Origin of the sequence: Flavihumibacter cheonanensis (genome assembly GCF_022352215.1) — a bacterium.
Classification (GTDB): domain Bacteria; phylum Bacteroidota; class Bacteroidia; order Chitinophagales; family Chitinophagaceae; genus Flavihumibacter; species Flavihumibacter cheonanensis.
The window spans coordinates 735,645-749,612 of record NZ_JAKRWF010000001.1; the positions used below are offsets into that span (position 1 = coordinate 735,645).

General features: G+C 44.8%; 12 protein-coding genes. 8 read left to right on the forward strand and 4 right to left on the reverse strand.

The annotated features are described in order from the left end of the window. Positions 1–30: 30 nt before the first annotated feature. Together MD536_RS03265 and MD536_RS03270 are read left to right on the forward strand one after the other, a co-directional pair. On the forward strand, positions 31–711 hold the full coding sequence (locus tag MD536_RS03265; RefSeq protein ID WP_239595775.1) for a DUF8737 domain-containing protein: 681 nt from the start codon (positions 31–33) through the stop codon (positions 709–711). Positions 712–721: 10 nt separating this feature from the next. After that, complete coding sequence (locus MD536_RS03270) at positions 722–1,465, forward strand: hemerythrin domain-containing protein (RefSeq protein WP_239595777.1); 744 nt, start codon at positions 722–724, stop codon at positions 1,463–1,465. 62 nt (positions 1,466–1,527) lie between these two features. Here MD536_RS03270 and MD536_RS03275 read toward each other — a convergent pair whose 3' ends face one another. Then, on the reverse strand, positions 1,528–2,115 hold the full coding sequence (locus tag MD536_RS03275; protein WP_239595779.1) for a diheme cytochrome c-553: 588 nt from the start codon (positions 2,113–2,115) through the stop codon (positions 1,528–1,530). Positions 2,116–2,285: 170 nt separating this feature from the next. On the opposite strand from MD536_RS03275, the gene MD536_RS03280 reads away from it, so the two are divergent. Beyond that, positions 2,286–2,732, forward strand: a complete 447-nt coding sequence (locus tag MD536_RS03280) for a DoxX family membrane protein (RefSeq protein ID WP_239595780.1) — start codon at positions 2,286–2,288, stop codon at positions 2,730–2,732. Here the strand turns inward: MD536_RS03280 and MD536_RS03285 are convergent. Further along, entirely contained in the window at positions 2,729–2,977 is a 249-nt protein-coding gene (locus tag MD536_RS03285; protein ID WP_234866023.1) for an acyl carrier protein, read from the reverse strand. The two genes, MD536_RS03280 and MD536_RS03285, sit on opposite strands and share 4 nt — an antisense overlap. 74 nt (positions 2,978–3,051) lie before the next feature. On the opposite strand from MD536_RS03285, the gene MD536_RS03290 reads away from it, so the two are divergent. Continuing rightward, positions 3,052–4,779 carry a phytoene desaturase family protein gene (locus MD536_RS03290; RefSeq protein ID WP_239595781.1) on the forward strand — a complete coding sequence of 576 codons (1,728 nt, stop codon included), beginning with the start codon at positions 3,052–3,054 and terminating at the stop codon, positions 4,777–4,779. A 13-nt stretch (positions 4,780–4,792) separates the two neighbouring features. Here MD536_RS03290 and MD536_RS03295 read toward each other — a convergent pair whose 3' ends face one another. Then, entirely contained in the window at positions 4,793–5,656 is an 864-nt protein-coding gene (locus tag MD536_RS03295) for a dienelactone hydrolase family protein (protein WP_239595782.1), read from the reverse strand. 157 nt (positions 5,657–5,813) lie between these two features. Between MD536_RS03295 and MD536_RS03300 the strand changes: the two genes are divergently transcribed. Next, entirely contained in the window at positions 5,814–7,943 is a 2,130-nt protein-coding gene (locus MD536_RS03300; RefSeq protein WP_239595783.1) for an alpha-galactosidase, read from the forward strand. Between the two features lie 30 nt (positions 7,944–7,973). Continuing rightward, entirely contained in the window at positions 7,974–8,933 is a 960-nt protein-coding gene (locus tag MD536_RS03305; RefSeq protein WP_239595784.1) for a D-2-hydroxyacid dehydrogenase, read from the forward strand. Between the two features lie 17 nt (positions 8,934–8,950). Here MD536_RS03305 and MD536_RS03310 read toward each other — a convergent pair whose 3' ends face one another. Beyond that, on the reverse strand, positions 8,951–9,154 hold the full coding sequence (locus MD536_RS03310) for a dodecin family protein (protein WP_239595785.1): 204 nt from the start codon (positions 9,152–9,154) through the stop codon (positions 8,951–8,953). A gap of 203 nt (positions 9,155–9,357) precedes the next feature. On the opposite strand from MD536_RS03310, the gene MD536_RS03315 reads away from it, so the two are divergent. Continuing rightward, positions 9,358–12,354 (forward strand): SusC/RagA family TonB-linked outer membrane protein, encoded by a 2,997-nt coding sequence (locus tag MD536_RS03315; protein WP_239595787.1) that lies wholly within the window; start codon positions 9,358–9,360, stop codon positions 12,352–12,354. 17 nt (positions 12,355–12,371) lie between these two features. Further along, on the forward strand, positions 12,372–13,808 hold the full coding sequence (locus MD536_RS03320; RefSeq protein WP_239595789.1) for a RagB/SusD family nutrient uptake outer membrane protein: 1,437 nt from the start codon (positions 12,372–12,374) through the stop codon (positions 13,806–13,808). Positions 13,809–13,968: the final 160 nt, after the last annotated feature.

Here is a 13,968-nt window from a genome sequence, read left to right on the forward strand (position 1 = left end):
CTTGATAATTGATATCAGAAAAGTAATAACATGATGTTGGAACTACCTGTATATGTGCCCGTTTTGTTCTTATTGACGGTAATTATATCTATTGGATGGTTTTACCAGGCAACAAAGTCGCGTAGTTTATTGCTAATGCTGACCGGTTGGACGGTGCTGCAGACCATACTCGGACTGCTTGGCGTTTACCAGCAAACAGATCGGTTACCCCCAAGAATACTGGCATTTGGGTTCTTTCCTGCACTCCTCATCCTGGTGTTGTACCTCTTTTTTGGAAAGGGAAAAAGGTTGATTGCTCAAACCAATCTTAGTACCCTGACCGGATTTCACAGCATCCGGATCCTGGTTGAAATCGTGTTATTGCTTCTTTTTTATTACCAAATGACTTCCATTTATATGATTGTGGAAGGACATAATTATGATATACTTTCAGGTGTATCGGCAGTGGCTGTTGCACTAGTTGCAGGACAGACTGGAGCAGAAAAAAAGAAACTGCTTTTATGGTGGAATATTGTTTGTCTGTTACTGCTGTTCAATGTTATTGCAAGGGCTATTTTATCAACTCCTTCACCCTTGCAGCGATGGGCATTTGAACAGCCCAACCTGGCTGTACTGTATTTCCCTTTCAATTTACTACCAACCGTGATAGTTCCATTAGTGCTGGTTGCTCATTTAATTGCAATTAAGCGCTTGACGAATAAATCAGTTTAAAGATAATTTTATGCGCAGGTTCAATATATTTCAGACATCACACAGCGCGCTTCGGGCGCAGTTGCTGGATGCCAGCCTGCAATTGCAGTTTACCAACTTTACCAAACCCCAGCAGGTGCAGCATCGGTTCGATCAGGTGATCGAACTGGTGCTTGCCTGTCAGCGGCAGGCTGAGGAAGAAAGCAGGTATATCATTCCTGCATTACTCGTTTTTGAGAAAAAAGTACCGGAATGTTTTGCTGCGAGCCAGCAAGTACGTAATTCTCCATTGGACCGAATCCTGGATCATATGCTGGTTTTTGATAAAGAAGCAGGATCTGACCGTGCCAATAAATGGGCTGGTGTTCTTTTCAGGGCCAGTTTCCGGAAATTGTCAGATTGGGTGATTCAGGCCATGCAGCGGCAGGAAGAAATGTTGAACCCCTTGTTGTGGAAACATTATTCGGATGATGCACTTTATATGTTGCAGCTCCGCATTGAAGGCAAACAACCTTTATCGGAATGGCTGGAGCTTTGTTCCTGGATGATTAAAGATATGGATGATGAAGACATTGCAATATGGCTGAATTCGATGGAATCCGGTTTGCCTGCGCCAGTTTTTGAACTGTTGCTGGAGAAGATTTTGGGGCAGTTGCCCTTGCTGAAATGGGATATGGTGGAGGAAAGGAAGCGGGAGGAAAGGAGAAGGGAGGAATGGAAGAAGGAGGAATGGAAAAGGGAAGAATGGAAGAAGGAATATGGAGTTGTGCTGTAGTGTGGTGAAGTGATAAAAAAATACCCGCCGGTTGGCGGGTTTATTTTTTGGTTTGGTCCAGTTTAGAGTGCGCTTAGTTGCTTGGGAGCTGGTACCACGTTGTTGATGGGCTTGCTTGCTTTCAGGTAAAGAAAAATAGCCCGCAGGTCATCATCCTTTAACTTGGCAAAATTTGGCCAGGGCATTGGAGGTAACAAAGGTCGACTGCCTTCCAGTCCCTTGTATTTTCCTTCCCGCATAGCACGGAAAAATTGCTCTTCTGTCCAGGCACCAATACCAGTTGTATCACCACTGATATTAGCAGCATAAGATACACCCCATGGGCCAACAGCGGCAGTTAAAGAAGGTCCGAATAATAGCCATCCTTTTGATAATACCGATGTATCAATTGGTCCGATTGGTTGTGTAGCCAGGTGCCCGGCAAAACGGAACTCCATATCTGGCTCAGGGCCATGAGCCCCCATTTTTTTAGGAGTATGACAATCGTCGCATCCGATGGTATTTACAAGGTATTCTCCGCGCTTAACCGGATCCTCGGTTGCTGCAGTCGTATCCGCAGCCTTGGAATCTGTAACCGGAGCCTGGCAGGCAATAGCTGTAATCGCAACGATTGCTGCCAATCCTGCTGCTGTTAACAAGATCTTTTTCATTGTTGATAGGTTGTTTGAAGATTAATGAATTGGGGGCAAGGTAATTTCCCCTGGCTCCCAAGGCAAGGATGAGCAGTATAAACTGTACAAATTTCAGGATGAAGTGTGTTCCAATGAATTTTCGTAACTTATAGGGAAGTTCTTTTATTATCCAGCTTAAATGCAGTGTTATGAATCTCCTACAACGAATTGAATTGTGGGGTGACAGGCATCATCCCCGATGGATGGACATTGTCCGGATTGCACTTGGTATTTTTTTGTGCGTGAAGGGTATCCAGTTTGTCTATAACATGAGCCACCTCATGGCCCAGGTGGATGCAAAACTACCCATGCCCGAATTTGCTCTGGTAGTACTGGGGCATTATGTATTCGTGGCGCATTTATTAGGTGGAATTCTGCTGATATTGGGTGCCTATACCAGGATTGCTGCACTTATTCAAATCCCTATCCTGCTGGGCGCAATCTTTTTTGTAAATACTTCGCGTGAGTTGTGGCGACCTTTTCCGGAACTATTGGTTTCCCTGGTAGTATTGGTATTATTAGTTTATTTTTTGGTAGCAGGTGATGGTCCCTGGTCGATCCGGGCAGATGACGAAATACCTAAGAAACCCGTTTAAGAAACTCCGCAGCGGCTAAAGGCATACTGGTAAAAATCCTGCACGGTTATCATGCGGGTGAAGTCCTCCGGCTTTACTTTAAAGTTGAGGTGATGTTCTATTACTACCGCCAGGTCAATATAATCCAGGCTGTCCAATTCAAGGGTTTCCTTGAGATGGGCATCAGGGGTGATTTTTTCCGGCTCTACTTCAAATTCTTCCGCCAGAAAGTGGTTTATTTTCTCTATGATTTCTTGTTCTGTCATACTCATAGAAATAAATATATTCAATATCCTATTCAAAAGTACAACTAATGCCAAGTGTTTAGTAATTTTCTCGCATGCTAAAACCAGGTTTAAACGACTCCTATGATGTTATTATAATCGGATCAGGTGTGGGCGGACTGACCGCAGCAGCACTCTTGAGTAAGGCCGGTTATGCTGTTTGTGTGTTGGAAAAAGAGCCCCATGCAGGTGGTTACCTGGCTGGCTTTCGGCGCAAACAATTCTTATTTGATACAGCCATTCACTGGCTGAACCAGTATGGTCCGGGTGGTTTAATCTGCCGGATTTTCGACCTAATTGGCTCAGATTATCCGGTAGCTGTTCCCCAGCAACGGATTCGTCGCTATCAGGGTAATTCGCATAGTTACCTGCTCACCAATAATCCGGATGAATGGCGTGATCAGTTGATTCGCGAATTCCCTCATGAGGAAAAAGGAATCCGGCGCTTTTTTGCCAGCGCAAAAAAAGTAGGCCGCTCTTTTAAGGAGTTCAATACCGTATTTCGTGCGAAAGAAAATATGTCATTCTGGGATAGAGTAAAATCCGGGTATAACACCTTTCGCTTTGTAATGCCCTTTATTCCCTATGTAATGTACAGTGGTGAAAAAGGATTGAAAAAAGGGTTGAATAAATTTTTTAAGGATCCGGGATTGCATAAAATTTTTGCTGCAGAACACGAACTCATCGGTTGTTTTGTTCCTATTGGCTGGGCTTATTATGGTGATTTTCAAAGTCCGCCTAAAGGTGGCAGTCAAATGATCCCGAAATGGCTGCAGCATAATATTGAATCCCGAGGCGGACAGGTACTGTTTCAAAGCACCGTCAATCAGATCCTGGTGGAGAACAACAAGGCTACTGGTGTGCAATTTACGCATCGCAAGAAGCCCTATACGTTTAAGAGCAGGTATGTGATTGCAGCAAATGATATTGAAACGGTGTATGAGAAAATGTTACCGGAACACGTGATACCTGCTAAACTGAAGGACAAACTTCGGAAGGCAGAATTGTATACCTCCTCCGTTACTTTATCCATTGCATTGGATTGTCCGGCTGAAGCACTTGGTTTTGGTGAAGAGATGATTCATATCATCAACGACGGACAGCCTTTCGAGGCGCATTCCAATGGTGATCCGGATACGGTTGAAATGAGTGTGCTGGCAGCAACGGTGCGTGACAAATCACTTTGTCCCGAACACCAGGGTACACTCACAGTTTACATGCCTGCAGAGATGCACTACCGAAATGAATGGCTTACTACCAAAGATGCCGACGGTAATTATATCCGCGGAGAAGCCTACCGTCAATTGAAGGAAGAGATAGGAGAGAAACTGATTCGGAGAGTAGAGGAAAAAGTGGCACCGGGCTTACGGGAGCATATACTTTTTTATGAAGTGGCAACTCCGGTTACACATTATCGTTATACAGGTAATAAAAATGGTACGATGATGGGTGCAAGGCCCGGGCGAGCCAACATGCAGGCTAAAATCGCGCATTATCAGACACCGGTGCAAAACCTGATCCTGGGTGGTCATTGGGCTGAACTGGGTGGCGGTGTTCCGATTGCTGTAAAAGCAGGTGCGAATGCTGCTTTCCTGATCCTGAAAAAAGAAAAGCCAGCTCTTTTTAAAAAGCTGGCTCGTTATATGGACGGAAAATCGGATTTACAGGAGGTATTAACAGATCCTTCTTTCAGCAGGGAAGAATTTCCATTCAAGGCTTTTCCAACTCCTGCTGAAAGGGCTGCCCAAAAAGCTTCAGAACTTACATCTGCTCCCCAGGAATAAACCTCCGGTTAACTTACACACCAAATTTTTTCTTCAGGTAAGTCAGTGCCATGGCATTGGCTTCCTGTGTTTTGGCAGGATCATGTTTGGGATTGCTGGGATTCGCAAAACCATGAACTGCATCAAAAATTTTATAATCCAGGGATTTACCTGCTGCTTTCATATCGGCTGCAAATTGCTCGATGATCTCTTTGGAGATATATTGTTCTGTTGCAAAAAGACCAAGTACATCGGAATTCAGGGTCTTCAATAACTCTACATCTTTTACCGGCATGCCATAATAAATTACGGATCCGATATTCTGTTTGCTACCAATAAGTGCAGAGCGGAGCGACCAGCTGCCACCAAAGCACCAACCGATATTTGCAACCTGAGCTTTTGAACCTGCATAACTATATGCACCCTTCACGATGGTTTCCAGTCGTGCAGGATCTGTACCCTGCATATATTGTCCGGCCATCTTTGGGTCAGTGGTTACTTTTCCATCATACATATCAATGGCCATCACATTCACTTTCTCTCCGAGATCTGCATATAAGCGATCCGCTTCCTGTTTGATCTGGTCATTCAGTCCCCACCATTCCTGGTATACAAACAGCCATTTAGTGCTTGATTTTTTAGCTTTAATCAGGTAGGCAGAAGCAGTTTTTCCATCATTGGTAGGATAGCTGATCATGCTACCCTTTGCATCCCATTGAATGGCAACAGGAATCGGATGCAGGGCCTGGAAAGCAGGGTCATTTGCAAAGTTTACCATATCATCGGCCAGGGGATGACAAACGACTGCATTTTTTAAATGTGCAGTTGAATCAACAGGTTTCCACCAGCTAATGGATGCCAGCAAAAAGCTGATGGGAAGTACTAAGAACTTTATCATATCGTCTCGATTTAGGAAAAGTTAACAAGGATCAGGACGCATTGTTCAAAGCTAATAGCCGGATTAGCTCAAACGATTGCGTCGGGCGCTTCGCCCCCAATGGCTTATATTTCAACAAATTCAACTGTGTATGCGGTTTTTACCTTTTTTTCTTTTGATGTTATCACTCCATGCAGGTTCCCAGGTTGTGCCAGCCACGGATTGGTTGCTAGAACCGGAGTCCTTTGTAGCCAGCGTAAAAACCAGTAAGGATGGGAAAGACCTTGAATTAAGCAATGGACTGATAAGCCGGCAATTTCGCCTGCAACCCAACCTGGTTTGTTACAGTTATACCAATCAGTCCAATGGAAGACAATTATTACGGTCCATCCGGGAGGAAGCACGTATTACTATAAATGGTAAAACCTATAAAATAGGCGGATTAAAAGCACCGGATGAGAAAGCCTATTTTTTGCCAGAATGGCTGGATGGGCTGGCTGCTACAGACAGCAGCTTTCTATACCAGGAGCACCGGATAGAAGAGATAAAACCTGTTCTCAACTGGAAAACCAGAGGCTGGGCATCCGGTGCGATACCCGCTAAGGGAAAGAAACTGATCTTCAGGTATCGGTCGCCGTTAGCTGAGCTGAAAGGGCTAGAGATCCTCGTTAGTTATGAACTGTACAGCGGCCTGCCATTGGTTAGCAAATCCTTGCAGGTTATTAATAACAGCTCACGAACCTTGCTGATAGACAGCCTGGTACATGAAGTATTGGCGATGGTAGAAGAGGAGAGTGCAGTAATAGGAAGTCCTGAGCAGATGAAAAAACCAACGGGCATTTATTTTGAAACGAATTATGCATTCAACAATGCGATGCGGTACACATTAAGTGATCAAACCCTGCATTGGAAAACGGATCCGGGATATACTTCACAGGTAAATTATAATTATGAAACACCCTGTTTGCTGGAGATCTATCCCGATCATGGTCCGGGTGTGCAATTACATCCCGCCGACACGCTTCAGTCTGTAAAAACCTATGAACTTGCCCAGGATAATGCAGACAGGGAACGAAATGGCCTGGCTATCCGGAAAATGTATCGCACCATTGCTCCCTGGGTTACCGCCAACCCGATTTTTATGCACCTGGTGAGCAATAATGATGAAGAAGTGAAAACGGCAGTTGACCAATGTGCGGCAACCGGTTATGAGGCGCTGATCCTGAGCTTTGGTAGTCACTGTAATATGGAAGATACAAGTGCGACCAATATCCGGAAATGGAAGGAACTGGCTGAGTATGCACACAGTAAAAAGATCCTGATTGGTAGTTATTCGCTCTTTAGTTCACGCAGGATCAATGATGAAGAAGATGTGATCAACCCTAAAACCGGTAAACCCGGTGGCACCATGTTTGGCAATGCACCCTGTTTGGGAAGCCGGTGGGGACTGGATTACATTCAGAAGTTAAAAACCTTTATGATCCAAACAGGATTTGATCTGTTTGAAAATGACGGTCCTTATCCAGGTGATCGTTGCGCATCCACCAAACATCCCGGCCATACGGGGCTGGATGATTCACAATGGAAACAAATGGAATTACAAAAAGGCCTGTATCGGTGGTGCAATGAAAATGGGATTTATGTAAATGCACCTGATTGGTATTTCCTGGATGGTACTCATAAGATCGCGATTGGTTACAGAGAGGTGAATTTTTCTTTGTCGCGCGAGCAACAGAAAATCCTCAACCGACAAAATATATATGATGGTACCTGGGAAAAAACACCTTCTATGGGATGGGGTTTTGTTCCCCTGATCAAATACCAGGGAGGCGGGCCGGAAGCAATCCTGGAGCCACTTTCAGAGCATTTGAAGGATTACGAGCAACTGATGATGCAGTATTATGGAGCAGGAGTACAGGCCTGTTACCGCGGGCCGCGGCTGTATGATACAGAAACAACCAAAGCAACTGTAATCAAAGTAATCAATTGGTATAAGAAGTACAGGGAAATTCTGAATGCCGATGTGATTCATTTGAGGCGGGCTGATGGGAGAGATTGGGATGGAATCCTGCATGTTGATCCCAGACTTCCTGTTAAAGGATTGGCGATCTTATACAATCCGACCGGGAAGCCGATTACGCGTACCATTCAGCTGCCCTTGTATTATACAGGTTTGCAGCAATCAGTTGTACTAACATGGGCGGATAACCGAAAACAAAACGTTTCGCTTAATCGTGATTTTACTGCCAAAATTACCGTAACGATTCCTGCAAATGGCTATACCTGGATGACAGTTAGCCAACCATAAATAATATATTTGGTGTTCAAACAGGTAAAGATGAAGATCGTTGTATTGGATGGCTATACGTTGAATCCGGGTGACCTTAGCTGGACAGGCCTGGAAGCCCAGGGCACGCTAGCTGTTTATGACCGGACAGCCCCTGATCAGGTAGTGGAGCGGGCAAAAGAAGCCACTATTGTACTGACGAATAAAACAGCCCTGACGGCGGATCAACTGGCGCAGTTACCTGAGCTGAAATTCATCAGCGTACTGGCAACAGGATATAATATAATAGACATAGAGGCAGCTAAGCAATTAGGCATTACCGTTAGTAATGTTCCGGGGTATAGCAGTTATTCCGTGGTTCAATTGTGTTTTGCCTTATTGTTTGAATTAACGCATCGGGTTCAGCAGCACAGTGATGCGGTGCACCAGGGGCAATGGGTTAGTTCTTCCGATTTTTCTTTCTGGAAACAACCTCTGGTGGAGTTGGCAGGAAAAAAAATGGGATTAATCGGATTGGGTGATATCGGTCAAAAAATGACAGATATGGCATTAGCGCTGGGCATGGAAGTGCTGGCTCACAGTCGAACCCGCAAAGGAAGACTGGAATCTGAACGTTTCAAATGGGTAGAGCTGGATGAGTTGTTTCGTGAGGCAGATGTGGTGAGTTTACATTGTCCGTTAACACCGCAGACAAAAGGCCTTATTAATACAGCAAGGTTGCGACAGATGAAGCATACATCTTACCTTTTAAATACAGCCAGGGGGCCATTGATTGTGGAAGCAGACCTGGCGCAGGCATTGAATGAGGACTGGATAGCAGGAGCCGGACTGGATGTTTTGAGTGTTGAACCACCGACTGCAGAAAATCCTTTGCTAAGCGCCAAAAATTGCCTGATCACTCCACATATTGCCTGGGCCTCCGTCGAAGCACGCACGCGCTTGCTAAATGAAACCATCGCAAACGTAAAGGCTTTCATTGAGGGTAAACCAAGAAATGTAATCGGTCAGTAATTCTCACGTCTCACTTCTCACTTCTCTATTTCAAAGCTCAACTTAACCGTCACACGATACTCAGTGATCTTACCATTTTCAACTGAGGCACTCATATCCTGGATATAAACGGAACGGATATTATGCAGGCTTTTGGAAGCTTCGGTAATAGCCTGCTGGGCGGCATCTTCCCAACTTTTAGTGGAGTTGGCCATCAATTCCAACACTTTTACAACTGACATAGAATTTGATTTAATGGTGAGTGAATGGAATACCAACTAAAGGTAGACTTCTTCTCTGAATCTCTAATCATCTAGTTTGATTGCTACATCCTGATAATTCACCACTCAACACATGTTAACTGTGTTCCTGCAACGCAATGGTAATTTTGGTTGTCTCTGCCTTCACGAAAAGTAGATCAAATATTTAACGAAAAAACAGCATTATGAGGAAAATTATCTTGTACTTGACGGTATTGATTTCGTTGAGTACAACTGCAGCTGCACAAAAAGCTGTTACAGGAAAAGTGGTGGATGAAAAAGATGGAAGTCCGGTTGTAGGAGCCTCCATCCGGGTAAAAAATGGTGCCATTCTGGGCACTACCAATGAGCAGGGAAGCTTCTCGGTTTCTGCTCCAGACAATGCACGTGCATTGGTATTCACCTATGTTGGATACGATGAAATTGAAGTGGCAATTACAGGAAATGAATTGCTGGTAAGTATGAAACAGGCCAGCCGCTCCTTAAACGAAGTGGTGGTAACTGGATATGCAACACGTACGCGGCGCGCTAATACGGGATCTGTATCGGTAGTGTCAATTGATGATATCCGGACACAGCCGAATGCTTCTTTTGATCAGATGTTGCAGGGACAGGCACCTGGAATCAACGTGAAAACGGGATCCGGTCAACCGGGTAGAAATGCGGATGTGATCATCCGTGGTAAAGGTTCCATCAATGGATCCAATGCGCCCTTGTATATTCTGGATGGAGTGGAAATCCGCGCTGGTGATTTCAGCAGCATGAACCAAAATGATTTTGAGTCGGTAACCATTTTGAAAGATGCAGCTTCCACTGCAATTTACGGATCACGTGGTGCCAATGGGGTAATTGTAATTACTACCAAAAAGGGAAGAGCGGGACGTATGCGTCTTAGCTATGATGGCCAGATTGGTACGGCCAGACTTCCGGAAAATCAGTTGAAACTGATGAATACCCAGGAAAAACTGGATTTCGAAATGAATATTGCCGGAAACCCCTGGGGTTGGTCAGCTGCAGAGGTGGAAGAGTTCAGCAAGGTTAATACCAATTGGAATGATTTTGTTTTCCGCAATGCGGGAATGCAATCGCACCAGATTTCTGCCTCTGGTGGTACTGATAAGACAACCTTTTATACTTCTTTGGGTTACTACGATGAAGAAGGTATCGCGATTGGAACGGGGATTAAAAAATACAATGGCCGGATCAATATCGCACATACCGATAATAACCTGAAAATTGGTGCTAATATGGCTGGCGGCTGGTCCAATTATACTGGCACTTTTGAAGGAGACCAGAGTATTGGTTCTCCACTGAATACCGTAATCTGGGCCTTGCCATATGAGCGTCCATATAATGCGGATGGTTCATATGGAGAGTCTGTTCAGTTTCCTTTCTGGATTAATCCGGCTGAAGACCTGATTGAAAATCCCAATCGCAGCTGGCAGCTAAAAGGCTCAGGAAATATTTATCTTGAATACAAATTACCCTGGGTAAAGAACCTGACCTATCGCATCAATGCAGGTGGCGATTATTCTCAATTGGAAGGATTTAGTATCATCAAGAATGGTACACAGTCGGCTCGTCAGAATGAAGCATTTGGTCAGGATTTCCGCCGGAATGGTGAGATCGCCAGAAGCCTTGACAGACGTTTCCGGTATACCATTACCAACAGTTTGAATTATAAAACTGACCTGGATCAGGATGGAGATCATAACTTGTCAGTATCGCTGTTTACGGAGTTCGTAAAAAATACTTCGCGTTCATTTAATTACACAGCTTATGGCTTATTACTGCCTTTTGAGAATGAAGCAGGTTTGGTACCAGGCACTGTTGACAATGGATTCATTCCGGTAGTAGGTGGTGGATTTCCGGAGAACAATGCACTGATGTCTTATTTCGGATCAGTAGATTATGCGTACAAGGGTCGTTATTATTTGACTTTAACAGGAAGAACCGATGGTTCATCAAAACTGAGCCCGGAGAATCGCTGGACACAATACGGATCAGCAGGTGCGAGCTGGATTGTAAGTGATGAAGATTTTTTCAAGTTCAACGCAATGAATTTCCTCAAACTCAAAGCGAGTTACGGATCTGTGGGTAATCAGAATGGTATTGGTGATTTCCCTTACCTGCAACAATATGGAAGAGGTAGTTATGGTGGTCGTGGTTCGCTGAGTGTAAATCGTCTGGGAAACAACCTGCTAACCTGGGAAATCAGAAGCACACTCAACATTGGTGCTGATATGGAATTCTTCCAATCGCGGGTGCGGGCATCTGTTGAATGGTATAACAGCTTAACCAAGGGATTGTATTTCTCTCCCTTTGTTCCAAGTACAAGTGGAGGAAATGGAACCTTGCTGAGCAACAATGGTAGCATGCAAAACCGTGGTATTGAAGCTTCCATTGGTGTGAAGATTATCAATAAACGAAATTTCAAATGGTCAATTGATGCGAACTATGCGTATAATAAGAATACGATTAAGTCGCTCCCGGATGGCCAGGATTTCCAGTTGTACAAGAGCTTCCAGGCCCTCCAGGTTGGTAAACCCTTCAATAGTTTTTACCTGGTACGGTATGCAGGTGTGAATCCGGCCAACGGAAACTCACAGTATTACAAAGCCGATGGAAAAACAATTACTGAGCAGTATGATGCGAATGACCTGGTGGTATTGGGAACCAGTGATGCTCCACACAATGCCGGTTTAACTACTACAGTTAGTTATAAAGGAATCGAGTTTTCTGCTTTCGGTGTTTTATCTGCAGGAAACTATATCTATAACAATGCGAGATTCAATGTTGAGTATAATGGATATACAACTTCCGGATTTGCAAGAAGTGGATTGACTGCCTGGACCACACCAGGGCAAATCACCAATTTTCCACGCTTAAGTGAAACAACAGAAGGTAGTACAACCCGCTTCCTGGAAAAAGGAGATTTCTTCCGGTTGAGAAATGTACAACTGGCCTACACTTTACCGGCAGAAGTAGTAAGTCGTCTTAAGATTCAGGGCTTCCGGATTTTTGTACAGGGTCAGAACCTGTATACCAAATTCAAGTTCCAGGGATGGGATCCGGAAGTGTCCAGTGTGAACGATGCAGATCCGAACTCCAATGCCTCGGTGAGCGGAGCACAATATCCTTCTTTAAAGCGTGTAACCGTAGGCGTTAACCTTACCCTTTAATTCAAAAAACAGAACACATGAAACGTAGTTTTTTATATATAACCATTTTAGCGGGAGGCCTGCTGGTACTTGGTGCCTGTAACAAACAGCTGGAAACAGAACCGCAGACAGAGCTTACCGAATTGAAGACCTTTGAAGATGTGCAATCTGCTCTTCAGGGAAGTTATGAAGGATTTAAAAGTACCCGGTATTATAATAATCCAGCTGCCAGCGGCTCAGCAAGTGCCTGGAGTGCATTACCCGATATGATGGGTGATGATATGATTGAGGCATTGGAAAGCCTCGGTAACTGGCGCATCCTGTCTGAGTTGGCTTACAACGCGGATAATGGTGCTGTTCAACTCGCGTTTCGCCAGGGTTATGAAATCATTTCCCGGGTGAACAATGTACTGCAGGCCTTACCTGCATATGAGACGGGAGATACTGAGGCGGATGCAAAAACGGTTCGCGGGCAGGCACTGGCTATTCGTGCGCATGCACATTTTGATCTGCTGCGTTATTTTGCTCCACAATACGATCGTAATTCTACAGAGCTGGCTGTTCCTTATGTAACCAGTTTTGATCCTTTAAATCCGCTGACCATATTGCCGGCACGGAATACAGTAAAAGAAGTGTATGACCGGATTTTTGAAGATCTCGATAACGCTCTGATTGCATTTGAACAGGGAGGTAATCCTTCAGGGAATACTGCCCGCTATTATATTGATGAAACAGTCGTACATGCAATGAAGGCCCGAATCAATTTATATGCCGGCAACTGGCAGGCTGCAATTGATGAAGCAACTACAGCACTGGATGCTCGCGGACTCACAGATGCCGATGGTTATGTTGAGGTATTTTCAACTGATACCGAAGCTGCTCCTTCCAGTGAAGTGTATTGGGCGATTCCTTCTGACAATATACTTACGCCTGGTGGTGGTATTTCGGGAGGTAATCCGAATTACCGGGTAGCCACGCCGATCAGCAATATTATTGAAGACCTGGGTGGTGCTTATGACGAACCCGGAGTTATTCTCTTTAATCAAACCGGTATTGGTGGTTTTCAACGAACCATCGTTGATAAATACCCAGGCGTAAACAGTTTCAAAGTATTCCGTGCAGGGGAGATGATGCTCATTCGGGCAGAAGCCAAACAGCGTCTTGGAAACCCTACTGCCCTGGAAGATCTGAATGCATTACGTGCTGCACGCGGTGTGGATGAAGGTAATGAAACAGGTGCAGCACTGCTTGACGCGATCTTGTTGTTGCGCAGAGTTGAATTACTTGGTGAAGGACACCGTTGGTTTGATATCAAACGTACTACGCGCATCATCAACAGAACTGAATGTGGTACTGCTGGTGGTTCTTCATCCAACAATTGTTCAATTGGAGCCAACTCCCGCTCCTGGGCATTTCCTATTCCGTTCAACGATATACGGGTGAATCCGAACCTGGTACAGAACCAGGGATATTAGAGAAGTAAGAAGTGAGAAGTAAGAAGTGAGAAGTGAGAAGTGAGACCTGGAACGAAAAGCCTCAATTGCCTGATGGGTAATTGAGGCTTTTGCGCAAATTGAGGGGAGGGGGAGGCGTAGCTTCTGTTTCGGGTGCAGCAGATTGCTTATTTTCAGGGCC